Source organism: Microbacterium paulum, assembly GCF_015707995.1.
GTDB classification, from domain to species: Bacteria; Actinomycetota; Actinomycetes; order Actinomycetales; family Microbacteriaceae; genus Microbacterium; species Microbacterium paulum.
The window spans coordinates 1-25,360 of sequence record NZ_JAAGRY010000014.1; the positions used below are offsets into that span (position 1 = coordinate 1).

General features: G+C 70.6%; 22 protein-coding genes and 1 tRNA gene. 9 read left to right on the top strand and 14 right to left on the bottom strand.

Going from position 1 to position 25,360, the window contains the following annotated elements; genetic code table 11:
- Positions 1-162 precede the first annotated feature (162 nt).
- Positions 163-1,515 carry an ISL3 family transposase gene (locus G3N18_RS05055; protein WP_196383217.1) on the top strand — a complete coding sequence of 451 codons (1,353 nt, stop codon included), beginning with the start codon at positions 163-165 and terminating at the stop codon, positions 1,513-1,515.
- 297 nt (positions 1,516-1,812) lie between these two features.
- Here G3N18_RS05055 and G3N18_RS05060 read toward each other — a convergent pair.
- Both G3N18_RS05060 and G3N18_RS05065 read right to left on the bottom strand, forming a co-directional pair.
- Positions 1,813-1,887, bottom strand: a tRNA-Arg gene (locus G3N18_RS05060).
- 92 nt (positions 1,888-1,979) lie between these two features.
- Positions 1,980-2,780, bottom strand: a complete 801-nt coding sequence (locus G3N18_RS05065) for a phosphatase PAP2 family protein (RefSeq protein ID WP_196383218.1) — start codon at positions 2,778-2,780, stop codon at positions 1,980-1,982.
- Between the two features lie 98 nt (positions 2,781-2,878).
- Here G3N18_RS05065 and G3N18_RS05070 point away from each other — a divergent pair, with 98 nt between their 5' ends.
- Positions 2,879-3,769, top strand: a complete 891-nt coding sequence (locus G3N18_RS05070; RefSeq protein ID WP_196383219.1) for an endo alpha-1,4 polygalactosaminidase — start codon at positions 2,879-2,881, stop codon at positions 3,767-3,769.
- Between the two features lie 7 nt (positions 3,770-3,776).
- On the opposite strand, the gene poxB is transcribed toward G3N18_RS05070, so the two are convergent.
- Genes poxB through G3N18_RS05085 form a run of 3 tightly spaced genes read right to left on the bottom strand, consistent with a single transcriptional unit; the run spans position 3,777 to position 7,644 of the window.
- Positions 3,777-5,537, bottom strand: coding sequence for a ubiquinone-dependent pyruvate dehydrogenase (gene poxB / locus G3N18_RS05075; protein ID WP_196383220.1), 1,761 nt, complete (start codon positions 5,535-5,537; stop codon positions 3,777-3,779).
- A 42-nt stretch (positions 5,538-5,579) separates the two neighbouring features.
- Positions 5,580-6,635 (bottom strand): PCC domain-containing protein, encoded by a 1,056-nt coding sequence (locus G3N18_RS05080; RefSeq protein WP_206692987.1) that lies wholly within the window; start codon positions 6,633-6,635, stop codon positions 5,580-5,582.
- Positions 6,613-7,644: an ABC-2 transporter permease gene (locus tag G3N18_RS05085; protein WP_196383221.1), complete on the bottom strand. Its 1,032-nt coding sequence runs from the start codon at positions 7,642-7,644 to the stop codon at positions 6,613-6,615. The genes G3N18_RS05080 and G3N18_RS05085 overlap by 23 nt, the downstream gene beginning before the upstream one ends.
- Positions 7,645-7,711: 67 nt before the next feature.
- On the opposite strand from G3N18_RS05085, the gene G3N18_RS05090 reads away from it, so the two are divergent.
- Together G3N18_RS05090 and G3N18_RS05095 are read left to right on the top strand one after the other, a co-directional pair.
- A complete protein-coding gene (locus G3N18_RS05090) occupies positions 7,712-8,305 on the top strand; it encodes a TetR-like C-terminal domain-containing protein (RefSeq protein WP_196383222.1) in 594 nt (197 codons plus the stop codon).
- Between the two features lie 99 nt (positions 8,306-8,404).
- A complete protein-coding gene (locus tag G3N18_RS05095) occupies positions 8,405-8,686 on the top strand; it encodes a HesB/IscA family protein (RefSeq protein WP_196383223.1) in 282 nt (93 codons plus the stop codon).
- A 33-nt stretch (positions 8,687-8,719) separates the two neighbouring features.
- Here the strand turns inward: G3N18_RS05095 and G3N18_RS05100 are convergent, their stop codons facing one another.
- The 6 genes from G3N18_RS05100 to G3N18_RS05125 form a co-directional block, all read right to left on the bottom strand.
- Positions 8,720-12,193: an error-prone DNA polymerase gene (locus G3N18_RS05100; protein WP_196383224.1), complete on the bottom strand. Its 3,474-nt coding sequence runs from the start codon at positions 12,191-12,193 to the stop codon at positions 8,720-8,722.
- The gene (locus G3N18_RS05105; protein WP_196383225.1) at positions 12,193-13,839 is read right to left on the bottom strand and encodes a DNA polymerase Y family protein; all 1,647 of its coding nucleotides are present in this window, start codon (positions 13,837-13,839) and stop codon (positions 12,193-12,195) included. Before G3N18_RS05105 ends, G3N18_RS05100 begins: the two co-directional genes overlap by 1 nt.
- Positions 13,840-13,855: 16 nt before the next feature.
- Positions 13,856-14,578: a hypothetical protein gene (locus tag G3N18_RS05110; RefSeq protein WP_230403906.1), complete on the bottom strand. Its 723-nt coding sequence runs from the start codon at positions 14,576-14,578 to the stop codon at positions 13,856-13,858.
- A 139-nt stretch (positions 14,579-14,717) separates the two neighbouring features.
- Positions 14,718-15,215 carry an HNH endonuclease gene (locus G3N18_RS05115; RefSeq protein WP_141381070.1) on the bottom strand — a complete coding sequence of 166 codons (498 nt, stop codon included), beginning with the start codon at positions 15,213-15,215 and terminating at the stop codon, positions 14,718-14,720.
- A gap of 345 nt (positions 15,216-15,560) precedes the next feature.
- Positions 15,561-16,448, bottom strand: coding sequence for a M23 family metallopeptidase (locus G3N18_RS05120; RefSeq protein ID WP_196383226.1), 888 nt, complete (start codon positions 16,446-16,448; stop codon positions 15,561-15,563).
- Between the two features lie 267 nt (positions 16,449-16,715).
- A complete protein-coding gene (locus G3N18_RS05125) occupies positions 16,716-17,423 on the bottom strand; it encodes an iron-dependent transcriptional repressor DtxR (protein WP_196383227.1) in 708 nt (235 codons plus the stop codon).
- Positions 17,424-17,489: 66 nt separating this feature from the next.
- Here G3N18_RS05125 and serC point away from each other — a divergent pair, with 66 nt between their 5' ends.
- Complete coding sequence (serC, locus tag G3N18_RS05130; RefSeq protein ID WP_196383228.1) at positions 17,490-18,608, top strand: phosphoserine transaminase; 1,119 nt, start codon at positions 17,490-17,492, stop codon at positions 18,606-18,608.
- 37 nt (positions 18,609-18,645) lie between these two features.
- Here serC and G3N18_RS05135 read toward each other — a convergent pair whose 3' ends face one another.
- Together G3N18_RS05135 and G3N18_RS05140 are read right to left on the bottom strand one after the other, a co-directional pair.
- Positions 18,646-19,332, bottom strand: coding sequence for a DUF3027 domain-containing protein (locus G3N18_RS05135; protein WP_196383229.1), 687 nt, complete (start codon positions 19,330-19,332; stop codon positions 18,646-18,648).
- Complete coding sequence (locus G3N18_RS05140) at positions 19,316-19,696, bottom strand: cold-shock protein (RefSeq protein ID WP_196383264.1); 381 nt, start codon at positions 19,694-19,696, stop codon at positions 19,316-19,318. Before G3N18_RS05140 ends, G3N18_RS05135 begins: the two co-directional genes overlap by 17 nt.
- Before the next feature lie 134 nt (positions 19,697-19,830).
- Between G3N18_RS05140 and G3N18_RS05145 the strand changes: the two genes are divergently transcribed.
- The 3 genes from G3N18_RS05145 (at position 19,831) to G3N18_RS05155 (ending at position 23,599) form a co-directional block, all read left to right on the top strand.
- Positions 19,831-20,121: a multidrug ABC transporter ATPase gene (locus G3N18_RS05145; RefSeq protein WP_196383230.1), complete on the top strand. Its 291-nt coding sequence runs from the start codon at positions 19,831-19,833 to the stop codon at positions 20,119-20,121.
- A gap of 2 nt (positions 20,122-20,123) precedes the next feature.
- Complete coding sequence (locus G3N18_RS16440) at positions 20,124-21,881, top strand: helicase-associated domain-containing protein (RefSeq protein WP_196383231.1); 1,758 nt, start codon at positions 20,124-20,126, stop codon at positions 21,879-21,881.
- Positions 21,882-21,955: 74 nt separating this feature from the next.
- Entirely contained in the window at positions 21,956-23,599 is a 1,644-nt protein-coding gene (locus G3N18_RS05155; protein WP_196383232.1) for a DNA repair helicase XPB, read from the top strand.
- Here the strand turns inward: G3N18_RS05155 and G3N18_RS05160 are convergent.
- Positions 23,560-24,591 (bottom strand): CPBP family intramembrane glutamic endopeptidase, encoded by a 1,032-nt coding sequence (locus G3N18_RS05160; protein WP_196383233.1) that lies wholly within the window; start codon positions 24,589-24,591, stop codon positions 23,560-23,562. The genes G3N18_RS05155 and G3N18_RS05160 overlap by 40 nt on opposite strands.
- Positions 24,592-24,663: 72 nt before the next feature.
- On the opposite strand from G3N18_RS05160, the gene G3N18_RS05165 reads away from it, so the two are divergent.
- A complete protein-coding gene (locus tag G3N18_RS05165; protein ID WP_196383234.1) occupies positions 24,664-25,356 on the top strand; it encodes a response regulator transcription factor in 693 nt (230 codons plus the stop codon).
- Positions 25,357-25,360 lie beyond the last annotated feature (4 nt).

Below are 25,360 nucleotides of genomic sequence, written 5' to 3' on the forward strand. Positions count from 1 at the left end.
CGAGTCTAGATCGACGCCGTTAGTGCCCCGCACGAGGCACCAACACCCCCGGAAAATCAAGCCTCAACGATCCTCAACCCGCGAAATCACCCGACGGTGACACGATCCAGGCCGGAGGATCGGTAGCGACCAAGCAACCTGTTCGTCCGGAGACCTCGACCCGTGCCTGATGCTACGCGCTGCGCCGCCGCGCGCCCATGTTCTGCTGTCTACTGTGATCGCTGCGACCTGCTCGTCGGACTCGACGGGCTCCGGGTGGCCGGGGTCGAGCGTCGCGGCGATGGCGTGCTCGTGATCGATGCCGAGTCGCCGCCGGGTCCGGTCGGCTGCCCTGAGTGCGGAGTGGTCGCGGAGTCGGCGGGACGGAAGGTGCTCGTTCTGACGGACGCCCCGATGGGCGGGACTCCGGTTCGGGTCCGGTGGCGCAAGCGCCGCTGGCGGTGTCGCCAGGACGGGTGCGGGGTGCGCTCATTCACGGAGCAGAACCCGGCCGTCGCGGCGGCGAACAAAGCGCTGACGGCTCGCGCGGTGGCGTGGGCGGTGGCGCAGATGCGCCGCGAGAACGCGTCAGTGCGCGGTGTCGCTCGGCAGCTGCGCGTCGCGTGGCGCACGGTCTGGACGCACGTGGAGGCCGAGTTGCAGCGCCGCGAGCAGGACCCTGGCCGGTTCGATGGCGTCGAGGTGCTCGGCGTGGACGAGCACCTGTGGCATCACGTGTCCACGAAGCCCGTCGCCGACGGCGCGCGCGGTCCGAAGGAGCTGACCGGGATGGTCGACCTGACCCGAGACGCCACGGGACGCGTGCGGGCGCGACTGCTGGACCTGGTGCCAGGTCGATCCTCGAAGGCGTACGCAGACTGGATCAAGGAGCGGGACGAGCAGTTCCGTGCCGGGGTGAAGATCGCAGCTCTTGACCCGTTCGCCGGCTACAAGAAGGCCCTCGACGACGAACTCGACGACGCGACCGCGGTGCTGGACGCGTTCCACGTCGTCAAGCTCGGCACCGCCGCGGTTGACGACGTCCGTCGCCGCGTCCAGCAAGACACCCTCGGCCATCGCGGCCGCAAGGGAGATCCGCTCTACGGGATCCGCAACATCCTCCGCGCCGGACGGGAGCGCCTCACCGACAGGCAGCGGTCCCGGCTCGACGCGGCGTTCGCGACGAGGGAGGAGCACGTTGAAGTTGAAGTCGCCTGGCACGCCGCCCAGCAGCTCCGCGACGCCTACCGGCACCCCAACCTGGTCGAAGGGCACAAGATCGCCGAGAAGGTTCTCGAATCGTTCCCGTCCTGCCCGATCCCCGAAATCGCCCGCCTCGGCCGCACCCTCACCCAGTGGCGAGCCGCGTTCCTGGCCTACTGGGCGACAGGACGCTCATCCAACGGCGGCACCGAGGCCGTGAACGGGCTCATCGAACTCGCCCGCCGGATCGCCCGCGGCTTCACCAACTACGACAACTACCGGCTCCGCATGCTCCTGATCGCCGGCGGACTTGACCCCCTCACCCCCACCTAGAATGCGCAGAGCCCGCAAACCCGTACGAGCTGTATGTGAAGGCCAGCAACGAGATGCAACGGATGCTCAACCAAGCGATCTTCGCCCACATCTGGGTGATTGAGGCTGATCGCGTTGAAGCCGAGCTTTCGGAACCCGCGCGCCTGCTGGTGGAAGCCCAGCGCCACTGGGCGACGCTCATGATCACAGAAGACGAAACGCGCCCGACGCTGGACAGCGCGGACGCGAATAGCAGTGGAACCGTAGAAGACCTACTCGACCCGATGGATTGGGCTCTTGTTTCGAGTAAGCGTTCTCTGGTGCCCCTGGAGGGATTCGAACCCCCGACCCGCTCCTTAGGACGGAGTGGCTCTTCCACTGAGCTACAGAGGCTGGCCCTTTGAGTTTAGCGGTGCGGCCGGCGCGGTCTGCCCGGCGCGATCAACCCCGGCATCCACCCGAGAACACGGCGCACAGGCCAGACGTCAGCCGACGCGGCGGAAGAGGCGCGCGGCGAGCAGCGATGTCGCACCGACGGTCGCGGCGATCGCCACCAGTCCCGCGAGGGTCGACACGGCGGGCGGCGCGTCTCCCCCGGCCACCGCGAGGTAGGCGACACCGAAGGCGCAGGCCGAGACGATGGATGCCACCACGAGCAGACCGACCGTTCCGGCCATCCCATGTCGAGGGGTGGCGGCGGCAGGGCGGAGCGGCACGAGCACCGCTCCCCCGAGAAAGACGAAGATCGCCACCACGAGGATGCCCCCGACGACATCGCTGGGCCGGTGCCACTGGTTGCCGACCAGCAGCGCCCCGATCGCGATGAGCACCACCGCACCGAGCGCGGCGATGAAAGGACGCACCCGCGGCGCGCACACGAGGAAGAGCGCGAACACGGCGGATGCCGCAACCGTCGTGTGCCCCGAGGGGAACGAGTTGTGCCAGTCCCCGGTCGCACCGTTGTCGGGCCGGCTCAGCAGTTCGTGCTTGAGCAGCTGCGTCGTCAGATTCGATGCGACGACGACGGCGAGCGCGACGACGGTCGCCAGCACCTGCCGGCGCAGCAGACCGATGACGACAGCCAGCACGACGACCCCGGCACTGACCAGCGGCACCGCGTCGAGGACATCGGCGAATCGCGACGCGGCGCCGAACTGCGCCCCGACCCGCGCCTGCTCGTCGAGCAGCTGCCCCATGTAGCCGTGCACGAAGAAGAGATAGAACCCGACGAACGCCACCACGAGCCCGGCGGCGATCGCCAGGAAGTGCCAGGAACGAACGGTCATTCCTCGATGGTTGCACGCGCACCCGAGCAATCCCCCAGACACGCGGTGGAGCTTGCTGTGCACTCCCTACAGATCCGCGCCCGCATTAGAGTCGCCGGATGACACCTGCCGCCACCCCGACCCGCCGCTCCGGATGGGTCGCGGCCGCACTGGCAGGCATCCTGCTCCTCACCGGATGCGGCACCGCTGCCACGGGCGACGACGCGCCACCCTCCGACAACAACCCGGAGAGCGCCCCCGCAGCATCCCCGGCGACGGCCGCGTCCGGTGACGTGACCCTCCCGCCCGCGGGCGCCGGCTTCGACTACCAGCTGGGGGGCGCCTACCCTCCCCCGGCCGGAGCCACGATCGTCGTCCGCGACCGCGCGGCGCCGCCCGCGGCGGGCACGTACGGCATCTGCTACCTGAACGCGTTCCAGACCCAGCCCGGCGAAGCGTCGACCTGGCCGTCCGACCTCCTTCTCACCGACGCCTCCGGCCAGCCCATCGTCGACCCGGGCTGGCCCGACGAGACCATCGTCGACTCCCGGCAGAGCGACCGGGTCGCCGCGGTCGTCACCCCATGGATCCAGGGCTGCGCCGACGCGGGCTACCGAGCCGTCGAGTTCGACAACCTCGACACCTACACGCGCACGGACGGCGCGCTCACCCGCGACGACAACCTGCGCCTCGCCCGGTTGCTGGTGACGGCGGCGCACGGCGCCGGCCTCGCCGCCGCGCAGAAGAACGCGGCCGAAGATGCCCCGCTGCTCCGCGCGCAGGCAGGCTTCGACTTCGCCGTGACCGAAGAATGCGCGGCCTACGACGAATGCGCCGCCTACACCGACGTCTACGGCTCGCACGTCCTCGCGATCGAATACCCCGACACCCTCGGCGCCCCCCTCTCGGAGGTCTGCGCGAGCCTCGACCGGCCCGCGTCGCTCATCCTCCGCGACCGGAAGCTGGTGACACCGGAGGCATCCGGCTACCGGTACGAGACCTGCCGCTGAGCGCGCCTCACTCCTCCGACGACGACCCCTTGAACAGCCGACGCCACACGTTCGTGTCGGCGAGGTCGAGCAGCTCGTCTCCGCGGCCCGACAGAATCGTCTTCAGCGCCCACACCGAGAAGCCCTTCATCTGCGCGGCGGTGATGGCCGGCGGCATCGACAGCTCCTCACGAGCGGTGACCACGTCGACCAGCACCGGCCCGTCCGTCGCGAGCGCCCGCGTGAGGGCATCCCGCAGCTCCGACGCCTTCTCGACGCGGATGCCCGTGATGCCCACCGACTCGGCCACGGCGGCGAACGACGGGTTCTCGAGCCCCGTACCGAAGTTCACGATCCCCGCCGCCTTCATCTCGAGTTCGACGAAGTTCAGCGACGAGTTGTTGAACACGACGATCTTCACCGGCAGATCGTTCTGCTTGATCGACAGCAGATCGCCCATCAGCATCGCGAGCCCGCCGTCACCCGACAGCGCGACCACCTGGCGCGATCGGTCGGATGCCTGTGCGCCGAGCGCCTGCGGCATCGCGTTCGCCATCGACCCGTGCAGGAACGACCCGAGCAGGCGCCGCCGCCCGTTCATCGTGAGGTACCGCGACGCCCAGATGACGGGGCTGCCGACATCGGCCGTGAACACGGCATCGTCACTCGCCAGTTCATCGAGCAGCCGCGCGACGTACTGCGGGTGGATCGGCTGCCTGCCGTCGTCGACGGCCAGCTCGTCGAGGCCCTTACGGGTCTTGCGGTAGTGCTCGACCGACTCCTTCGCGAACGAATCGCTGCGGCCTTCGTCGATCAGCGGCAGCAGCGCCTCGGCCGTCTCGCGCACCCCGCCCACGAGCCCGAGATCGATCGGCGTCCGCCGCCCCAACTGCTCACCACGCAGGTCGACCTGCACGATCTTCGCCTTCTCGGGAAAGAACTGCCGGTACGGAAAGTCGGTGCCGAGCATCAGCAGCGCGTCGCACTTCTCCATCGCCCGATACCCCGACGCGAAGCCCAGCAGCCCCGTCATGCCCACGTCGTACGGGTTCTGCCACTCGATGTGCTCCTTGCCGCGCAGCGCGTGCACGATCGGCGCCTGCAGCTTCGTCGCGAGCGCGATCACCTCGTCGTGCGCACCGGCGACCCCCGCCCCGGCGAGGATCGTCACCTTCTTGGCACCGTTCAGAAGGGATGCCGCGGCTTCGAGCCCCGAGGCATCCGGCAGCACACTCGAGCGCGTCGGCACGATCGGCGCCGTCGCACGACGGCTCGGCGCGTCGGCGAAGAACACGTCACCGGGCACGACGACCACCGCGACTCCCCGCTTCTCGACGGCGGTGCGCATCGCGATCTCGAGCACCCACGGCAGCTGCGACGGGTCGCCGACGAGCTCGGAGTAGACGCTGCACTCACGGAACAGCTCTTGCGGGTGGGTCTCTTGGAAGTACGAGCTGCCGATCTCGGCCGATGGGATGTGCGAGGCGATCGCGAGCACGGGCACGCGGTTGCGGTTCGCGTCGAACAGTCCGTTGATGAAATGCAGGTTGCCCGGCCCGCACGAGCCGGCGACGACCGCGAGCTCGCCGTTCAACTCGGCATCCGCCCCCGCCGCGAACGCCGCGGCCTCTTCGTGCCGCATGTGCAGCCACTGCAGAGACCCGTCTTTGCCGTGATCACGACGCAGGGCGTCGGTGAAAGCGTTGAGCGAGTCACCGGGAAGGCCCCAGACCCGCGTGACGCCGGCTCGCTTGAGTGTTTCGACGAAAAAATCCGCGACGTTCGACATGTGTGTATCTTCCTCTCGTCCGCCCGAGTGGGCACTGGGTTCTCAGAATTCTCGGTATGTGGCAGGATCGTGCCCCGCCGGGTCGGCACCTCGCCACGGCAGGGGCGGCGGGCTCCACAGTTCGACCTCGCTGCCCGAACCGTACCAATGACCGTGCGGCAGCGTCTGCAGCTCGATGATCGATCCCCACGGCGCGCGCAGATACACGCTCGCGTTGCCGGGGGTGTCTTCGTGACGCGAGTTCGCGTGCGGGCCCGACAGGGCGTGCGCCCCGGCGTCCACCGCCCGCGCCATCACCGCGTCGATGTCGTCGACGAGCAGTGCCACGTGGCCCCAGCCGAGATCGGCGAGACCCGCCGCCCCCTGCCGCACGTCGGTGTCGACCTCGAACATCTCGAGGCCCGGGCCGGTGCCGATCTGCAGCATGCGCTGCGCACGGATCGCGGCTCCCTCAGGCAACCCCAGCTGCCGCTCGACCTCGGGGCCGCGGCGCGGCTCGTCGCCCCGCGTGAGCCCGTCGTATGCGACCCGCGCGCCGAACGCCGCACGCAGGAACGCGGTGGCCTCATCGAGATCGGGAACCGTGAGCCCGACGTGGTTGACGCCCCACGGCAGGTCACGCGGCCGCGGCGCCTGCGCGTTCGCGCCCTCGCCGGTCTCGTCGAGCGAGATAAGCTCGAGTCCCGTATCTGGGTCGACCTGCTTGCGCACCACCACGGGAGACTCGACGAGCGTGATCTCCATCGTGGGGAAAACGTACAGCTTCGCGAAGTGTCCTGCGAGCGCACTGCCGTCGCGGCGCCCGAGCACGCCGTGCGCGTGCAGCACCGGCTGCGCGTCCGCTCCCTCCCCACCCCAGGCGATGTCGCCGACGAACGAGGCGAGCTCGTCGTGCGTCGTGTACTCGTATTCGTCAGTCTCGGGGTTGAAATACCCGAGCATCGCCCGCGAGGCCGCGCCGATCGCGGTGAGCGAGGCCGAACGGATGCCTCGGTCGCGCGCAAACGCGACGATCTCGGAACACGCCTCGTCGCCCTTGTCCATCACCAGCAGGTAACGGCGCAGGCCGCCCTGCTCATACAGCCGCAACGACTTCATCTCTGCGTTCCTCTCCTGTCGGGGTGGTCGATGGTGCGGGTGCCGGGACCGGACCGCTGCCGAACCGGCGGCGCCGCGCGACGATGAACGCCGTCGCGCTGATCACGACCCAGCCACCCAGCACGAGAAAGGGTTCGGTCACCAGGTGGTCGGAGAAGTAGGTCAGGTCGCGCAGCGCGCGCACCGTCGCGCCCGTGGGCAGCCAGCGCCCCATGACCTCGTAGAAGGGCGGCAGCAGCTGCGGGGCGACCGCGCCACCCGAGGACGGGCTGGCGACGATGACGAACATGATCCACGTCGGCAGGAGCGCCCACTTGCCACCGATCACCACCCGCCAGAAGCTGTACACCATCGCGGCGACGAACATCGTCGCGGTGAGCACGAGCCACACGGGCACCACGGGGAGTTGCTCGAGCCCGAGCACCGGTCCGATCACCAGGGTCATGAGCAGAGCGACGATCGCCGAGCGTGCGAGGTCCCACCCGACCTCGGCGCGCAGGGTCATGCCGCCCGCGTTGACCCGGGTCTGGATCGCCCCGACGAACCCCAGGATCGTCGCGCCCAGCGCGAGGTAGAACAGCACCAGCCCGGAGGGGTCGCGGGTCGCCAGCGGGTGCGCGTCGCTGACGGTGAGCGAGACTCCGAGCGCCTGCGAGAGTGCGGGCTGCGCCGCCTCGACGACGCGCGCAACCGAGGCGCCGCTGGCGGTCGAGACGATGAGCGATCCCGGATCCGGCTCGATCACGGCGTAGATCTGCTGAGCCGCCAACGCGTCGGCGGCCGCTGCCGACGAGTCGAACGGAACCGTGCGGAAGGTGTCGGCTCCCCCGGCATGGAGGGCGGCGTCGATGCTCTGCGCCTGCGCGGCATCGCCCACGATGCCGACCGGAACGTCGCGCGGCGACGGGTCGCCCATCGCGAGGCTGTACGACGCGACGAACAGCGGCCCCACGACCGCGATGACGAGGGTGATCACCAGCGCGGGCACATTCACCCGGCTGGCGCTCATTCTCGTCATCTTCGTCATCGTGCTCTGCATCATCTGACCCATCGGAGATATATTGTACGCCGTGTCCATGAATTCTGATACCCCCTCGACGGCGCGGGGGCGAGGTCGTCCTCGCGACACCGACCTGCGCCGCCGAATCCTCTCGAGTGCGACGACACTGGCGGCCGACGAGGGCGTCGACATCGGGTTCGACCGCATCGCCCACGCCGCCCGCGCGAGCCGCACGACGCTGTACCGCTGGTGGCGCAGCCCGCACGAGCTCCTTCTCGACGCGCTTCTGGACGCCGTCTCGTTCTCGCTCGAGACCGATCCGTCGACGCCGATCGTCGAGCAGCTGCGCATGCAGGTCGAGGCGACGGCCGCGATACTCATCGATCCGCCCACGAGCGGTACCCTGCGCGCGCTCGTCGCCGCGGCGGCCGCGGGGGGCGTCGCGCGCGACGAGATCATCACCCGCTGGTTCGCGCCGCGGCGTGCGGCGGCGATCGCCTTGATCGAGGCCGGTGTCGCCGACGGCACCGTCGTCGATGAGGACCCCGAGACGCTCGTCGACGTGCTGTTCGCCCCCGTCTACCACCGGGTGTTCTTCACCGGGCAGCCGCTCACCGAGCAGTTCGTCGCGTCGCTCATCCGGCGCATCCAACCTCCGTGTTCCGTGTGAGTGGCACCGGTCTGCGTGTCGCGGGTTGCGTTCGCGCCTGATCCTCGGCATCGTGGCCGGTTCCGAACCCACGGAAGCAATCCACGGAAGGGGAGCACCATGCTCACACTCACCGAGAACGCCACCACCGCCGTCAAGCACCTCACCGAGCAGGTGCCGACCGACACGGCCGGGCTGCGCATCGCCCAGGCCACCGCCCCCAATGAGGGATACGCCGTCACCCTCGCCGAAGCACCCGCCGAGGGCGACACCGTCGTCGAGGACTCGGGCGCCCGCGTCTTCGTCGACGCCGTCTCGAGCGTGCAGCTCGGCGATCGCGTGCTCGACGCGCAGATCGACGAGAACGGCGGCGTCGGCTTCGCCCTCGCGCAGCGGCGCTGATCCCCGACGCTTTTCTGCGGGGTGCGGCACCGGTCACCGGAAGTCGCGGGACCGGTGCTGCACCCCCACCCGCAGATCTTCGAACCCGTCGGCGACGAGGTTCGTCACCCCCTCGGGCGAGCGCTCCAGCATGCCACGCGCGATGAGCGCCGGTGAGTCGCGCAGCACCCGCCGATACCTGTCCCACACGCCCTTCGAACAGATCACGTTCATGAGGCCGTGCTCGTCTTCGAGGTTCACGAACGTGATGCCCGACGCCGTCGCCGGCCGCTGCCGGTGCGTGACGAGCCCCGCCACCTCGACCCGCCGCCCCACCTCATGGGTGCGCAGCTCGCGCGCGGTGAGCACGCCCCGGGCATCCAACTGCGCCCGATAATGCACGAGCGGGTGGTCGTCGGTCGAGATGCCCGTCGCCCAGAGATCCGCCGCGAGCACGTCATAGCTCGACTGATCGGGGAACAACGGTGGCTGCACCGACATGAGCGTGCCCTCGAGGAACTCCGCCCGGTCTTTCGCGGCGTCGCCCGCGAGCCACAGGCCCTCGCGGCGCGAGATGCCCATGCTCTCGAACGCTCCCGCCGTGGCGAGCGCCTCGACCTGTGCCTCGGTCGCGTTCGTGCGCCGCACGAGGTCGCGCAGGTCCCGGAACGGGCCGTCCTTCTCGCGCGCGGCGACGATCCGCTTCGCGAGCGGCTGCCCGACGCCCGTGACCGCGGCGAGCCCGAACCGCACCGCGAACGCGCCATCGCGGCGGTGCGCGGCCGACTCGTCGGGAGCGGCGGCGTCGAACTGCGGCACAGGCGGCTGGCGGCGGTCGGTGCAGGTGGGAAGGCCCGTCGGGGCGGGGCGTTTCGATGCACCGCCGTTTCGCGACGGCCCCTCGACAGGCTCGGGGACCGACAGGAGCTCGGGACCCTCGACGGGCTCGAGGGTGGCATCCGCTCCCGAGAGGTGGATGTCGGGGCGCCGCACCTGTACGCCGTGCCGACGGGCGTCGGCGGTGAGGGATGCCGGTGAGTAGAACCCCATCGGCTGCGCCCGCAGCAGCGCCGCGAGGAACGCCGCGGGGTAATGCAGCTTCAGCCAAGACGACGCGTAGACGAGCAGCGCGAACGACAGCGAGTGGCTCTCGGCGAACCCGAAGTTCGCGAACGCCTGGATCTTCGCGTAGATGTCGTCCGCGACCTCTCCCACGAGCCCGTTCCGCTGCATACCCGCATAGAGCTTCTCCTTCACCGACTCGATGCGCTCGATGCCGCGCTTGGACCCCATCGCGCGGCGGAGTACATCGGCATCCTCGCCCGTGAGGTCCCCGACGGCCATGCCCATCTGCATGAGCTGCTCTTGGAAGATCGGGATGCCGAGGGTGCGCTCGAGCACCGGCTTCAGCTTCGGATGCGCGTACGTGACGGTCTCGCCCTGCACCTTGCGGCGCACGTACGGGTGCACCGCGCCGCCCTGGATCGGCCCGGGCCGGATGAGCGCGATCTCGATCACGAGGTCGTAGAACCGCCGCGGCTGCAGGCGCGGCAGCAGCCCCATCTGCGCGCGCGACTCGACCTGGAACACCCCGATGGAATCCGCCCGGCAGAGCATGTCGTACACCGCCGCCTCTTCCTTCGGGATCGCGTCGAGCGACCACTCCTCCCCCGTCGCGTCGCGGATGAGGTCGAAGCAGTACTGCAGAGCCGCGAGCATGCCGAGCCCCAGCAGGTCGAACTTCACGAGCCCCATCCACGCCGCATCGTCCTTGTCCCACTGGATCACGGTGCGCTTGTCCATACGCGCGTGCTCGATCGGCACGACCTCGCCAACGGGCCGCTCGGTAAGCACCATGCCGCCGGAATGGATGCCGAGGTGTCGCGGCGCCTTCATGAGCGCGCCGGCATACTCGAGCACCCGCTCGGGGATGTCGTGGGCGCCCGGGACGGGACCGTCCCACCGCTCGACCTGCTTCGACCAGGCATCCTGCTGCCCCGGCGAATGACCGAGGGCCTTCGCCATGTCGCGCACCGCGTTCTTCGGCCGGTACTGGATGACGTTCGCGACCTGCGCGGCCCGCTCGCGCCCGTACTCGTCGAACACCCACTGGATGATCTCTTCGCGCCGGTCCGAGTCGAAGTCGACGTCGATGTCGGGCTCTTCCTCGCGCATTGCGGAGAGGAAACGCTCGAACGGCAGGTTGTAGAAGATCGAGTCGACCGCCGTGATGTCGAGCAGGTAGCAGACGGCGCTGTTGGCCGCCGACCCGCGACCCTGACAGAGGATGCCGCGGCCTCGCGCCTCCTTGACGATCCCGTACACGATGAGGAAGTACCCGGGAAAGTCCTTCTGCTCGATGACGCCGAGCTCTTTCTCGATGCGGGCCCGGTCGGCGTCCGTGGCATCCGGATACTTGCGCGGCACGGCGTCCCCCACGAGCTTGCGCAGCCACGACATCGGGGTGTGCCCTTCGGGCACGGCGGTCTTCGGCAGGGCGGGCTTCGCGCGGCGCAGCGGAAAGGCGAGCTCGTCGGCGAGGGTCACCGTGCGCGAGATCGCCCCCGGGTAGCGGCGGAAGCGGCGCGCCATCTCGGCACCCGAGCGCAGGTGCGCGCTCGCGTGCGAGGGCAGCCAGCCGTCGAGCTCGTCGAGGCCGCGGTTCGCCCGCACCGCGGCGATCGCCGCCGCCAGGTGCACCCGCTCGGGCACGGCGTAGTGCACGTTGTTCGTGGCGAGGATCGGCAGCCCGCGCTCGGCGGCGAGGCCGGCGAGCACGTCGTTGTCGCGGGTATCGGTGGGGTATCCGTGGTCGATGAGCTCGACGTTGACCGCGCCGCGACCGAAGCGGGCGACGAGCAGGTCGAGGGCGTCGCCGGCGGCCGCCGCTCCCCCGGATGCCAGGGTCTGGCGCACCGCGCCCTTGCGGCACCCGGTGAGCACCGCCCAGTGCCCCTCGCGCTTGCCGTCGGCGGGGCCGCCCGCACGATCGGCGAGATCGTCGAGGTCGTACCGCGGGCGCCCCTTCTCGCCGCCCGCGAGCTGCGCGTGCGTGATCGCTGCGGCAAGACGGTGATAGCCCTCTTCGCCGCGGGCGAGCACGAGCAGGTGGGTGCCCTCGGGGTCGGCCGCGCCGCCCCTCGCGGGCGCCGCCGAGAACGGGTCGTCGCCGAGGGACAGCTCGGCTCCGAACACGGTCTTCACGTGCAGCTGCTCGGCTGCCTCGGCGAACCGCACGATGCCGTAGAACCCGTCGTGGTCGGTGACGGCGAGGCCGTAGAGGCCCAGCCGTTCGGCCTCTTCGGCGAGCTCGGCGGGAGACGACGCCCCGTCGAGGAACGAGTACGACGAGTGCGCGTGCAGTTCGGCGTAGGGCACCGGGTCGGTGGGCCGTTCGATCGGCGGCGGCTCGTACTTTCCGCGCTTGCGCGAGAACGCGGGGCCGTCGCCCCCGTCGGGCTCCTTCGCGCGCCCGCTCAGGAGGCGCTCCATCTCCGACCACGTCACGGAGGGGTTGTTGAAGCCCATCAGTCATACCTCCCCTCGACCGTCCAGACGCCCTCCTCGCAGACGAGGAGCCACGCGGCCTGCTCGTCGTCGACGATCTGAAAGCGGTGCGCGCGGCGCGCGCGGGCGGCATCCCACCCCCGCTCGATCACCGGCCAGGGCCCCGCCCATCGGCTGACGGCTCGACGCTGCGGCGCCCGGCCGCCGCTGGCGATCGTGACCCAGACGGGTTCGCCGGTGAGAGTGCCCCGCCCGTCGACGGCCACCATGTCGCCGTCGGCGTCGAGCACCGCGACCTGCGGAGCCTCGACGAACACGGTCGTGGGAAGAGGCCCGGGCAGGCTGCCGGGCCACGGCCGATCAGCGACCCGCGCCGCTGCCCCGTCGCCCGCGCCCCCGAGAGCCTCGCTGCGCCGATCCCCCCACGGAACCAGCTGCTGCCGTTCGGCGAGCCACCGCCCGCCGCCGATCTCGGGGGTGAGCACCCCCTGGTGCCCGAGCATCGCCTGCACCCGCGACAGCGCGTGATGCACCCGCTCTTCGGGCCCCGAGCCGAACAACCGCGCGGTGTGGTGCGCCGCGGCATCGACCCCCTCGGGCTCGATGCGCACACTCGTGACCGCGCTGCGAAGCCCCGAACCGCTCCGCAGCCCCGAACCGCCCCCGCCGCGGCGCCCCGATGCCCCCTGTTCGGCGAGCTGCCACCGCACCCGGTCTACGATCGCGGCGGCGTCGAACGCATCGGGGTGTAGCCACACCCGCTCGCTGCGTTCGCCGTGTTCGCCGGTCAGCACGACGCGCAGCTCGGTGCAGACGAGCCCCTGGTCGCCCAGGCGCCCGGTGAACTGCTCGGCGGGCACGCGCAGCCCGAAGGCGATCTGGTCGGCGAGCGACACCGGCGGCTCGAAGACGACCTCGCGGTGCAGTTCGGGCGGAGGTGTGCGCGCCTGCACCGGGCGGGGGTCGTGACCGGATGCCAGGGCGTAGAGCCGCTCGCCGCGGGCACCGAACCGCTCGCCCAGCCGGTCGGGTCCGAGCTCGGCGACCGCCCCGAGGGTCTGCACCCCGAGCCGGGCGAACAGGCTCACCGTGTCGTCGTCGAGCACCGCGACCGGCAGCGGCGAGAGGAAGGCGCCCGCCGCCCCGAGCGGCACGATCCGCACCGGATCGCTCGCACGGGTGCCGCGGCGGGCGGCCTGCTCGGCGGTGAAGGCGCCGTCGGCGACCGCGACGCGCACGTCGTCGATCCCGTGGGCGGCCACCGTTCCCGCGAGCACCGTCGCCGCCGACGCCTCACCGCCGTAGAAGCGCGCCGGGCCTTTGGCCCGCAGCGCGAGCAGCCCCGGCTGGATCACCTGCACCCCGGGTGCGGCCTCTTCGACGGCGGCGATGAGCGGGGCGAACGCGCGATGGTCGCGCACCGGGTCGTCGTCGACGACCTCGAGGTGCGGGCAGCGCGCCTGGGCGTCGCGTCGGCGCTGCCCCCGGCGCACCCCCTCGACCCGCGCGGCAGACGAACAGGCCACCACCGCCCCCTTCGCGAAGATCGCGATCGGCAGCGAGGCCTCGAGCGGGTCGTCGCCGTCGCGCGAGAGCGCCACGACCGGCCAATCGGGCACCCACACCACGAGGGTGCGCGGCTCGAGCGCGCGTGCGTCGCCGGTCATGTGTCACCGTCCGCCATCAGCCCGCCGCCCGGTCTATCGCCCGGTCCATCCCCCACAGCGGCGCGTCGCGACCGGCCGAGGCGACGCGCGAGAGGGCGCCCGAGGCATCCGGCAACAGCACGCGACCGGTGCGCGGGCGCGGAAAACGGCGGCTGGTCACCGTGACGGTCAGCTCTCTGCCTTCGAGCAGTCCATACCCCTCGCCGATGCCCGACCACGACGGGTCGCCGACGTCGATCATCGCCTCGGTCTGCGGCCACGGCCCTTGCACCAGCAGCACCGCCTCGCGCTCGCGCATGCGGGCGGCCAAGCGCGCGATGTCGCCGTCTTTCGCGCGTGCGGGCGGGCGCACCGCCACTACCGGCAGCACGTCGGCGATCGCCGCCGTCACCGCCAGCCAGCGCTCGCCCGGCTCGGGGATCAGCACGAGCCGCGACAGGTCGACCCCCGCCGCACGTGCCGCCTCGGCGCCGAGGTGCGGCATGCCCACCGCGGCGCACCAGGCGCCGTCTTGCGAGGGGCGGGCGAACAGGGCGAACAGCAGCGACATCGATCTGCCGAGAGAATACGAGGCCCCGGGGCGCAGGCCGCCGCCCGGCAGCAGCGTGGCGAGGGCCGGGGGCACCGGCAGCACGGGCACCTCGAGGCGGCGCCCCTGCATGCGCTCCAGCTGCGCTCGCAGCCCGTCGACGGTGCTCGCGACGTCAGCGACGGCGACGTTCCCCACGATCGACCTCATCTCATCAGAGTAGAACTTTCGTTCTAATCTCTCAATCCAATGAGATCGAAGATAACAACGGCATCCGACATCGGCGCCACCGGGAGCCAGACCCGCCTGCGCGCGTCAGAAGCCCCCGCGCGTCAGAACCCGGCGAGCGTCAGGCGGCGAGCGAGAGGTACGGCTCCCAGACCGGGTCGGAGCGCTCCGTGCCCCGCACCGTCCACTGCGCCCCGCGGGGCGGCTGCGGCACCCAGCGGAGGGTCCAGCTCATCTCCTGCGGCGTGCGATCGCCCTTCACATTGTTGCAGCGCAGGCAACACGCGACGAGGTTCTCCCACGAGTCCGCTCCCCCGCGCGAGCGCGGCAGCACGTGATCGATCGTGCTGGCCGGCCCGCCGCAGTACGCACAGCGGTGCGCGTCACGGCGCAGCACGCCGCGGCGGGTGACGGGCACCCGGCGGGCGCCGGGAACCCGCACATAGCGGGTGAGCACGATGACGGCGGGGCGATCGACCTGACCTCCGATCCCCCAGACGGGATCCTCGTCGATCCGCTCGATCACGGTCGCCTTCTCGTTCATGACGAGCACGAGGGCTCGCTTGAACGAGACGACGGCCAGCGGCTCGTAGCCGGCATTCAATACCAGGGTGCGCATGCAGTGTCCTCTCGAACGGCCGTGACGGCTTCACGGTCTCTCGGTGCGCGCACGCCGTCGCCGAGCGGGCCGCAGGCACGAAAAAAGGCGCTGTCGAAAAGACAGCGCCTTGCTCCCGCAGCTCTGGCTGCGGCAGTCGTGCACACGATGGCGGAGCACATAGCGGCCGGATGCGTTCCGGCAGAGGGCATCCATGGTGCGGATGCGGTCTCCTGCTGTGTCCACCTGTTCCCCCTCGGCTTCTGCGAGCGTCGGGATCAGGGTAACCCAGTCGAGGGAGTGCTCGGCGAAAACCGGGTGAACGGATGCCGCGTGTCGGCGCTCCCACCCGGGGCGGGCGCGGGGTCAGTGCGCGTTCGCGACGAGCCAGCCCTCGGCGTCGACCCACGACCCGTTGACGTAGATCTCGAGGTGCAGGTGCGTGCCGAAGGCGCGGCCGGTGTCGCTGACCTGGCCGATGAGCTGACCGGCGCTGACGGTCTGGCCGACCGTCACGCGGCGCGAGCCGTAGAGCATGTGCGCGTAGAGCGACGTGACGCTCTGACCGCCGATGTTGTGCGCGATCTTGACGTAGACGCCCCATCCCGGGCCGTCCTCGTCGGAGGCGACGACCACACCGTCGGCGATCGAGTAGATCGGGGTGCCGCGGTCGGCCATGTAGTCGGTGCCCTTGTGGCCGGCGTAGGGCGTGCCGAAGTTGTTGAACGAGGTCAGCGGACGCACGACCGATCCGGCGGGCGCGATCGTCTCGGCGATCGCGCCGGTGTACGACGACGAGTCCGAGGCGGCGGTCGCCGCGATGCGCGCGGCGGCAGCGGCCTTCGCGGCCTCTTCGTCCTTCTTCGCCTGGATCTCCTCGGGGGTCGTGGCGGTGTAGCCGCCGCGCGCGAGGGCCGCGGGAGTCGCCTCGGATGCCACGACGAGCGACTGCGCGTTGTCGGCGGCGACCTGCTGCACGGTCGTCACGGCGGCTTCGGCGGGAGTGCTGCCGGCCCCACTGAAGGCGGCGGGCACGGCGACGGTGGCGACGAGCCCCGCGACGGCGGCGAGCGTGAAGACGCTGCGCATCGGGTGGGGCTTGCCGGCGGCGCGCCGCGCGGCGCGGTTCTGTCGGGGAGCGGGGGTCTGCGACGCGGCGAGCGGCATCACGAGACGGCGTGCACGGCTCCGCAGAGCGGTCTTCGTCGGCTCGGACTCGGGTGTCTCTTGCGACGGGACGAACTTTTCAGCCAAGGGTCCTCCGGCGCCTCCGCACGCCCTCCCCCAGGGAGGATTGCTGGTTCGTCGGCACTCGGTGTCGGGCACAGATGTACGGGTGTCACCGCGCGAACGACGAACCGGTGAGGCAATTCGCGCGGCGATCCGTGGCGGGCTTCTCGCCAATTGGACTTCTCGAGGCTACCGGAAGGTAACGAATAAGTCACGCAAGAGCTGTGGCGTCCAGCTCTCTCCCACCCGATGCCCAGGCACGAGTCCGTTCGTCGGGGCGGCGATCGCGGCTCAGGAGCGGGGCGCGGCGTCGACCAAGAAGATGTGCGAGGCGACCTCGACGGGCAGTTCCAGCGCGTCGTCCGAGCCGTCCATCTGCACGAGCACGTACCCCTCGCTGAAGCAGAAGTCGCCGATCGCGCCGGGCACGACGCCCGCGTCGCGCAGCTGGGTGAGCAGTTGGGGGTCGACCTGCACGGGCTCGGCGAGACGGCGGACGGTGCCGGTGACGGGGCCGCCGGTCTCGTTCAGCTGGCGCACGAGGCCCACGACACCGTCGTCGAATGTGCGCGCCGGCACGTCGCCGAGCTGGTCGAGGCCGGGGATGGGGTTGCCGTAGGGCGACTCGGTGGGGTGACCGAGCAACTCGAGCAGGCGACGCTCCACGAGCTCGCTCATCACGTGCTCCCAGCGGCAGGCCTCTTCGTGCACGTACGCCCAGTCGAGCCCGATGACATCGGAGAGCAGCCGCTCGGCGAGGCGGTGCTTGCGCATGACGTCGACGGCCTTCTGCCGTCCCGAATCGGTCAGCGCCAACGAGCGGTCGTCGGTCACGACGATCAGCCCGTCGCGCTCCATGCGCCCGACCGTCTGCGAGACCGTCGGGCCCGAGTGGCCGAGCCGCTCCGAGATGCGCGCGCGCAGGGGGACGATGCCCTCTTCCTCGAGCTCGAGGACGGTGCGCAGGTACATCTCGGTGGTGTCGATCAGGTCGGTCATCGTGAGGCCTTTATGCACGGTACGGGGTGAGGTTACAGCCTAGTCCGTCCCCCCTAGACTCTGTGCATGGCCCACGTGACTCTCCCCCGCGAGATCCTGCCCACCGATGGACGTTTCGGCTGCGGCCCGTCCAAGATCCGCACCGAGCAGCTGGTCGCCCTCGCCGGCCCGGGCTCGGCGCTGCTCGGTACCTCACACCGCCAGGCGCCGGTGAAGAACCTCGTCGGTCAGGTGCGCATGGGGCTCTCCGACATGCTCCGCCTGCCGGCGGGCTACGAGATCATCGCCGGAAACGGCGGATCGACGGCGTTCTGGGATGCCGCGGCCTTCGGCCTCATCGACAAGCGCGCCCAGAACCTCGTGTTCGGCGAGTTCGGCGGCAAGTTCGCCGCCGCGGCGGCCGCACCGTGGCTCGAGGCGCCCGACGTGCGCAAGGCCGAGGCCGGCAGCCGCACGAGCGCCGAGGCCGTCGCGGGCGTCGACGTCTACGCGTGGCCGCACAACGAGACCTCGACCGGCGTCGCCGCTCCCGTCGAGCGGGTGCACGGCGACGAAGGCGCCCTCACCGTGATCGACGCGACGAGCGCCGCGGGCGGCATCAACCTGCGCATCTCCGAAGCCGACGTCTACTACTTCGCGCCGCAGAAGAACCTCGGTTCCGATGGCGGACTGTGGTTCGCCGCCGTCTCGCCGGGCGCGATCGAGCGGATCGAGCGGATCGCCGCGTCGGGCCGCTACATCCCCGAGTTCCTGAGCCTCAAGAACGCGCTCGACAACTCGCGCCTGAACCAGACGCTCAACACCCCCGCCGTCACCACGCTGTTCCTCCTCGACAAGCAGCTCGAATGGATCAACGACAACGGCGGTCTCGGCTGGGCCGCCGCCCGCACGGCCGAATCGTCGTCGGTGCTCTACGACTGGGCCGAGTCGGTGCCCTACGCGACGCCGTTCGTGGCCGACCCCGCCGACCGCTCCCCCGTGGTCGTCACGATCGACTTCGACGAGACGGTCGATGCGGCCGCCGTGGCATCCAGCCTGCGCGCCAACGACATCGTCGACACCGAGCCCTACCGCAAGCTGGGCCGCAACCAGCTGCGCATCGCGACGTTCGTCTCGATCGAGCCCGACGATGTGCGCCAGCTCGTCAAGTGCATCGAGTACACGATCGACGCGCAGCGGAGCTGAGCCTCAGGTCTCTCGCACAATCGGGGCCGACGGGACGTCAGTCCTCGTCGGCCTCGTCTTCGGCGTCTTCGTCGTCGTCGCCGGCTTCGTCGTCGTCATCTTCGTCGTCGTCATCTTCGTCGTCGTCATCTTCGTCGTCGTCATCTTCGGCGTCTTCGTCGAGCTCGTCGATGTCGACGCCGTCGACGTCTCCCGCGTGCAGGATCGGCGATCCGTCTTCGTCGAAGTCGGCCGCGTCGAGGTCGTCGAGGTCGTCCACGTCGTCTGCCTCATCGGTGTCGTCGAGCGCGTCGGATGCCTCGGCATCGCCCTGTTCGGCGGCGAGCGCGGCCTGCGCCGCCTGGTACTCGGCGAGACGCTCGGCCCACGGCACCCATTCGGGGGCCAGCAGCGCGCCTTCGCCGGGCAGCAGCTCGGCTTCGAGCACGGTCGGCTCGGCGCCTTCGACCGCGGCCACGCTGACCGTCCAGAACCAGTTCGGGTAGCCGGGCATGGTGTTCGCGAAGCGCAGCGACACGGCGCCGTCGTCTTCGAGCGTGTAGCCCGCGGGCGCGCCGACCGTCGAGGCCGGCGTGATCTCGTGCAACGCGGCGAGCGCGAGGTCGTGCGCCTCGATCAGACGCGCGTCGACGGCGACCTCGGCCGCGGCGGACAGGTCGATCTCGGCCGTCTCGTTCTCGGGAGTCTCGTGCTCGGGCGTCTCGTGCTCAGGCGTCGAGGTCATCGGCCACCTTGCGCAGGATCGCGGCGATCTTCGTGCCCTGACCGGCGTTCGGGTAGTGGCCGCGGCGCAGGTCGCCGCCCACCTTGTCGAGCAGCTTCACGAGGTCTTCGACGATGATCGCCATGTCGTCGGGCTTCGGGCGGTTGCGCTTGGTGAGGCTGACGGGCGCGTCGAGCACCCGCACCGCGAGCGCCTGCAGACCGCGCTTGCCGTCGGCGACGCCGAACTCGAGCCGCGTGCCGGTCTTCACGACCGTTCCCGCAGGAAGGGCCGTGGCGTGCAAAAAGACGTCTTGGCCGTCATCGGTGGTGATGAAGCCGAAGCCCTTCTCGTCGTCGTAGAACCTGACCTTGCCGGTGGGCATCTGAACCTCGCTGATCGTGCGCGCCGCAGCGTCGGTGACGACATGCGCGCGCAGGTGATGAGGGGCGGTCGCCCCCACCCTCCAGCCTAGTTCACGGCCGCACGCGCCGGGCGTGACGCACTAGGCTGGTGCCGATGTCGCCTTCCACGCCCCGCAGCCCCGCTGCCTCCGATGACCTTCCCGTGCGTCGGATCGACCGCGTGCTGGCGTTCATGTCGTTCGGGTTGCTGCTGCTGTCGATCATCTGCTTCGTCGCGATCATGATCGGGTCGGCCTCGGGTATGACGCACGACGACTTCGGGGCGGGAATCTGGCCCGCCGTCGGCACAACGGTCTACATCGCACCGATCGTCGCGTTCCTGCTGCTCGTGACGGTGCTGATCATGACGTTCATTCGAAAGGCGCGGGCCGGCACGCGCCGCTGACCGTGGCCGCCTCAGACGCCCGCACGCTCGCTCGCCGCCTCTCCGCCCGCAGCGACGAGTCGCTCGCGGCGCTGTTCGCGGCGCGGGGTATCTCCCCCGCCGCTCCCTGGAACGACGCGTTCGACGCTGCCGAGCAGCTGCTCGATCCCGCATCGGTGTCCCGCGCGATCACGGGGCTGACGGCAGCCGAGGCGGCGGCCCTGCACGCCGCGGTGGCGGACGGCACGCCCGTCGACGGCCCCACCCGCGACACGCTGACCGCGCGCGCACTGATCGACGACGACGGCACTGCGTGGGATGCCACGGCCACCGCCCTCCGCGCCGCGACTCCCGTCGCGGCCTCGCTTCGTGAACCCCGCGACCCCGGCGCCGCGTCCCCCACCGCAGCCGACTCCGACGACGCGGCCGCCGAACGCGCGTTCACGGCGGTGGCCTCGCTCGCCGACGTGCTGCAGACCGCCCTCACCGCTCCGCTCGGGCGGATCGGCGCGGGCACGCTCGGCGCCGCCGACCGCCGTCGCCTTCTCGACGCGGGAGCCGTCACCGATGCCCCGACCGCCGACGACCTCGTCGCCATCGCCGAGCGGGCAGGCCTGCTCGCGTCCGAGGGGCGGGCGCTGCTCGTCACCCCGCGCGGGCTCGCCTGGCTGCATTCGAGCACGATCGACCGGTGGACCGCCGTCGCCACGGCCCTCATCGCCCAGGTGCCGCCGGCCGTGGGTCGCGGCGGGGCAGGCTGGATCGACACGGATGCCTGGGCCGGCGCCCACCCCTACGACCCGGCCTGGCCCGCACGGGCCGAGGCGCACCGTGCCGCCCTCGAGCGCTGGGCCGTGATCGAGACAGACGGCACCGCCCCCGCCTGGACGAGCGCCGCCGCGGCCGGCGGCGACATCGACAGCAGCACCCTCGCGGCGCTGCTCCCCCCCGAGGTCGACCGCGTCTATCTGCAGAACGACCTCACCGCGATCGCCCCGGGTTCACTCGCGCCGCATCTAGACATGCGCCTGCGGTCGATGGCTCGGCGCGAGTCGCGCGCCCAGGCATCCTCGTACCGGTTCACCGCCGATTCACTCGCCGACGCACTGACCGCCGGTGAGACGGCGGAGACGCTGCGGACCTTTCTCGAAGAGCTGTCGCTCACGGGGCTGCCGCAGCCCCTGGCCTATGAGATCGAACGCTCGGCGAGCCGCCACGGCGCCCTGCGCGTGGGCCCCGACGAGACGGGGCACGCACGCGTGACGAGCGACGACGATGCGCTGCTTCAGACGATCGCCGTCGATCAGGCGCTCCGCCCCCTCGGCCTCGTGCCCGACCCGCTCGACCCCCTCGCTCCGCGCGGCGGCGCGCTCGTGACGCGGTCGAGCCCCGACACCGCGTTCTGGATGATCGCCGACGCCCGCTACCCCGTCGTCGCCGTCGACGCCGACGGGCAGCGCCGAACGCTCGACCGGCACCGCCTCGCCGCCGACGCTGAACCCGCCCCCGCCGCCGTCGAGGTCTACGCCGACCTGCTCGCACGGTTGCGCGCCGCCGAAGAGGGCGATGCCGACGCCGCGTGGCTCGGCCGCGAACTCGAACAGGCGGTGCGTGCGCGCGAGACGATCGTCGTCGCTGTGCGCCTGCCCGACGGCACCGAGCGCGAGTTCACGATCGAGGCGACCGGGCTCGGCGGCGGGCGCCTGCGCGGCCTCGACCGCATGGTCGACGTCGAGCGCACGCTCCCCGTCTCGAGCATCACCCGCATCGGCCCCGCCTGAGCAGCGACCCTCGCCTGAGCAGGCCCGGCCTGAGCACGCGCCGAGGCGATCGCGCGCCGGTAGGATTGTCCGTTATGGCTGACGGACCCCTCATCGTGCAGAGCGACCGTACCGTGCTGCTCGAGGTCGCCCACCCCGACGCCGAGAGCGCCCGCCACGAGCTCGCGATCTTCGCCGAGCTCGAGCGCGCCCCCGAGCACATCCACACCTACCGCATCACGCGCCTGGGCCTGTGGAACGCCCGCGCGGCGGGGCACACCGCCGACGACATGCTCACGACCCTCGATCGCTGGTCGCGCTTTCCCGTGCCGGCATCCGTCTCGATCGACATCCGTGAGACCGTGAACCGCTACGGGCGCCTCGTCATCGAACGCGACGACGAGGGAACCCTGATCCTTCGCGCGACCGACACGGCGGTGCTCGCCGAGGTCGCGAAGAACAAGCGCATCCAGCCCTTGCTCACCGGTCACCCCTCCCCGGGCGTCTTCACCGTGGATGCCTGGGCGCGCGGCCACATCAAGCAGGAGCTTCTCAAGGTCGGCTGGCCCGCCGAAGACCACGCCGGCTACACGCCCGGAACGCCGCACGAGATCGAGCTGGCCGAAGACGGCTGGACGCTGCGCCCCTACCAGCGCAAGGCGGTCGACATCTTCACCGAGGGCGGCTCGGGAGTCGTGGTGCTCCCCTGCGGCGCGGGCAAGACCCTCGTCGGGGCGGCCGCGATGGCCGACACGAAGACGACGACGCTGATCCTCGTGACCAACACCGTGAGCGCGCGGCAGTGGCGCGACGAGCTGCTCAAGCGCACGTCGCTGACGCCCGAAGAGATCGGCGAATACTCCGGGCAGGCAAAAGAGGTCAAGCCCGTCACGATCGCGACGTACCAGATCCTCACCGCGAAGCGGAAGGGCGAGTACGCGCACCTGGCGCTCTTGGATGCCCTGGACTGGGGCCTCATCGTCTACGACGAGGTGCACCTGCTGCCGGCGCCGGTGTTCAAGCTCACGGCCGACCTGCAGGCGCGGCGACGCCTCGGCCTGACCGCGACACTCGTGCGCGAAGACGGGCGCGAAGGCGACGTGTTCAGCCTCATCGGCCCCAAGCGCTTCGACGCACCGTGGAAGGAGATCGAGGCGCAGGGGTTCATCTCACCCGCGATCTGCTACGAGGTGCGCGTCGACCTGCCCCCGGGCGACCGCATGGAGTATGCGGCCGCCGCCGACGACGAGCGCTACCGGCTCGCCGCCACGGCGCACGCGAAGATCCAGGTCGTGAAAGACCTCGTCACGCGGCACGCGGGTGAGCAGATCCTCGTGATCGGCCAGTACCTCGACCAGATCGACATCCTCGCCGACGCTCTGGACGCACCGCAGATCACGGGTGCGACGCCGGTCGACGAGCGCGAAGAGCTGTACGGCGCGTTCCGCGAGGGGCGCATTCCGGTGCTCGTCGTCTCGAAGGTCGCGAACTTCTCGATCGACCTGCCCGAGGCATCCGTCGCCATTCAGGTGTCGGGATCGTTCGGGTCGCGGCAAGAAGAGGCGCAGCGCCTCGGCCGGCTGCTGCGCCCCAAGACGAGCGGTCACACCGCGAGCTTCTACACGCTGATCGCCCGCGACACCGTCGACCAGGACTTCGCGCAGAACCGGCAGCGGTTCCTCGCCGAGCAGGGCTACAGCTACACCATCCTCGACGCCGAAGGCATCGCCGCCGCCTGATAGGGCGCGGCCGGCGGCGTGAGCACGAGCGTGCGCGGCAGGGGTCGGCCTTGCGCCGCGCGGCGGTGCAGCACCCACTCCACGAGCGCCGTGTAGCCCCCGATCAGCAGGAACGACCACAGAAAGCTCACCCAGCCGGTCGACGACTCGGTGGGGTCGGAGCCCGCCCCGAGCGACAGCAGGAACCCCGTCACGTTGTTGACGACGTGCAGCGCGATCGCGGCCTCGAGCCCGCCGGTGCGCCACGTGAGCCAGCCCGCCGCCACCGCGAACAGTCCGACGCTGAGTTGGCCGAGCAGGTCGTAGAGGTGCCCCATGACGAACAGCGGCACCGGCAGCAGAATGGCGAACGCCGGATGCCGCAGCCACCGCCCGATCGTCTGCATGAGGTACCCGCGGAAGATGTACTCCTCCGCCGCCGACTGCAGCGGCACGAGCACGATGATGATCGCCAGCGACACCGCCCAGAGCGGGTTCGGGCCCGCGGTCCCGCCCGCGTCCGCCGCGCCGGGCAGCACGAACGAGACGGCGGTGAGCACCGCCGAAACGGCGATCGCGATACCGCCGCAGGCGAGCATCCAGCGCCAGCGCAGCCGGCCCGCGGCCGACGAGATGAGGCCCACCCGCTTGCCGTTGACGATCAGCGAGGCCAGCACGTAGGCGGGCAGCATGAGCACGATCGTGCCGAGCAGGAACACGAGCAGAAGCGGGTCGCGCAGGTCGAACGCCGGATTCTCGGTCAGCGCCATCATGCGCTCGAGCAGAGTGGGATCGCTGAGCGCCGCGATGATCATCAGCACCATCACGACGACGAGCATCACGAGGTAGAACACGATGCCGAGCCCGCCCACCGCGAGTGGGGTCCACCATCCGCTCCGGCGACGCGCGAAGATCAGGCGGTGGAAGGCGAGACCGCCCGCGGTGGCGTCGACGGGAAGGGGCCTGGCGACCGGGGCGGACGCGGGTGCGGGGAACGGCGCGGGGGACGTCATGCGACCATCCTCTCGGATATCGGGCGAACCGATATCCAGCGAACAGAAGGATTCCGGTGCCAGGATGGGGCTATGACCGCACCACGCATCCTCGTTGTCGACGACGAGCCGAACATCCGCGACCTGCTGGTGACGAGCCTGCGCTTCGCCGGCTACCAGGTGCGCGCCGTCGGCAACGGCGCGCAGACGATCTCCGCCGTGCTCGAAGAAGAGCCCGACCTGATCATCCTCGACGTCATGCTGCCCGACATGAACGGGTTCAGCGTCACCAAGCGCCTGCGCGGGGCCGGTTACACCGCCCCCATCCTGTTCCTCACCGCCAAAGACGAGACCGAAGACAAGATCGAGGGCCTGAACGCCGGCGGTGACGACTACGTCACCAAGCCCTTCTCGCTCGACGAGATCGTCGCCCGTCTGCAGGCCATCCTCCGCCGCACGATGCAGGCCGACGAGGAGTCGACCATCAAGGCCGGCGAACTCACGATGGATCAAGACACGCACGACGTGATGGTCGGCGACGTGTCGATCGACCTGTCGCCCACCGAGTTCAAGCTGCTGCGCTATCTGATGCTCAACCCCAACCGGGTGCTCTCGAAGGCGCAGATCCTCGACCACGTGTGGGAGTACGACTTCAACGGCGACGCCGGCATCGTCGAGAGCTACATCTCCTACCTCCGCCGCAAGATCGACCCGTACTCGACCGAGCCGCTCATCCAGACCAAGCGCGGCTTCGGCTACATGCTGAAGGCCGGCAAGACGGGCTGACACA

Coding starts and splice junctions, on each gene's coding strand:
- poxB (WP_196383220.1), bottom strand. CDS start 5,537: ATGTCGAACGTCGCGGATTTTTTCGTCGAAACACTCAAGCGAGCCGGC.
- G3N18_RS05070 (WP_196383219.1), top strand. CDS start 2,879: ATGACACCTGCCGCCACCCCGACCCGCCGCTCCGGATGGGTCGCGGCC.
- G3N18_RS05095 (WP_196383223.1), top strand. CDS start 8,405: ATGCTCACACTCACCGAGAACGCCACCACCGCCGTCAAGCACCTCACC.
- G3N18_RS05080 (WP_206692987.1), bottom strand. CDS start 6,635: ATGAAGTCGTTGCGGCTGTATGAGCAGGGCGGCCTGCGCCGTTACCTG.
- G3N18_RS05140 (WP_196383264.1), bottom strand. CDS start 19,696: ATGCCCACCGGCAAGGTCAGGTTCTACGACGACGAGAAGGGCTTCGGC.
- G3N18_RS05155 (WP_196383232.1), top strand. CDS start 21,956: ATGGCTGACGGACCCCTCATCGTGCAGAGCGACCGTACCGTGCTGCTC.
- G3N18_RS05135 (WP_196383229.1), bottom strand. CDS start 19,332: ATGACCTCGACGCCTGAGCACGAGACGCCCGAGCACGAGACTCCCGAG.
- G3N18_RS05105 (WP_196383225.1), bottom strand. CDS start 13,839: ATGACCGGCGACGCACGCGCGCTCGAGCCGCGCACCCTCGTGGTGTGG.
- G3N18_RS05085 (WP_196383221.1), bottom strand. CDS start 7,644: ATGAGCGCCAGCCGGGTGAATGTGCCCGCGCTGGTGATCACCCTCGTC.
- G3N18_RS05090 (WP_196383222.1), top strand. CDS start 7,712: ATGAATTCTGATACCCCCTCGACGGCGCGGGGGCGAGGTCGTCCTCGC.
- G3N18_RS05065 (WP_196383218.1), bottom strand. CDS start 2,780: ATGACCGTTCGTTCCTGGCACTTCCTGGCGATCGCCGCCGGGCTCGTG.
- G3N18_RS05125 (WP_196383227.1), bottom strand. CDS start 17,423: ATGACCGACCTGATCGACACCACCGAGATGTACCTGCGCACCGTCCTC.
- serC (WP_196383228.1), top strand. CDS start 17,490: ATGGCCCACGTGACTCTCCCCCGCGAGATCCTGCCCACCGATGGACGT.
- G3N18_RS05145 (WP_196383230.1), top strand. CDS start 19,831: ATGTCGCCTTCCACGCCCCGCAGCCCCGCTGCCTCCGATGACCTTCCC.
- G3N18_RS05160 (WP_196383233.1), bottom strand. CDS start 24,591: ATGACGTCCCCCGCGCCGTTCCCCGCACCCGCGTCCGCCCCGGTCGCC.
- G3N18_RS05165 (WP_196383234.1), top strand. CDS start 24,664: ATGACCGCACCACGCATCCTCGTTGTCGACGACGAGCCGAACATCCGC.
- G3N18_RS05110 (WP_230403906.1), bottom strand. CDS start 14,578: ATGAGGTCGATCGTGGGGAACGTCGCCGTCGCTGACGTCGCGAGCACC.
- G3N18_RS05115 (WP_141381070.1), bottom strand. CDS start 15,215: ATGCGCACCCTGGTATTGAATGCCGGCTACGAGCCGCTGGCCGTCGTC.
- G3N18_RS05100 (WP_196383224.1), bottom strand. CDS start 12,193: ATGGGCTTCAACAACCCCTCCGTGACGTGGTCGGAGATGGAGCGCCTC.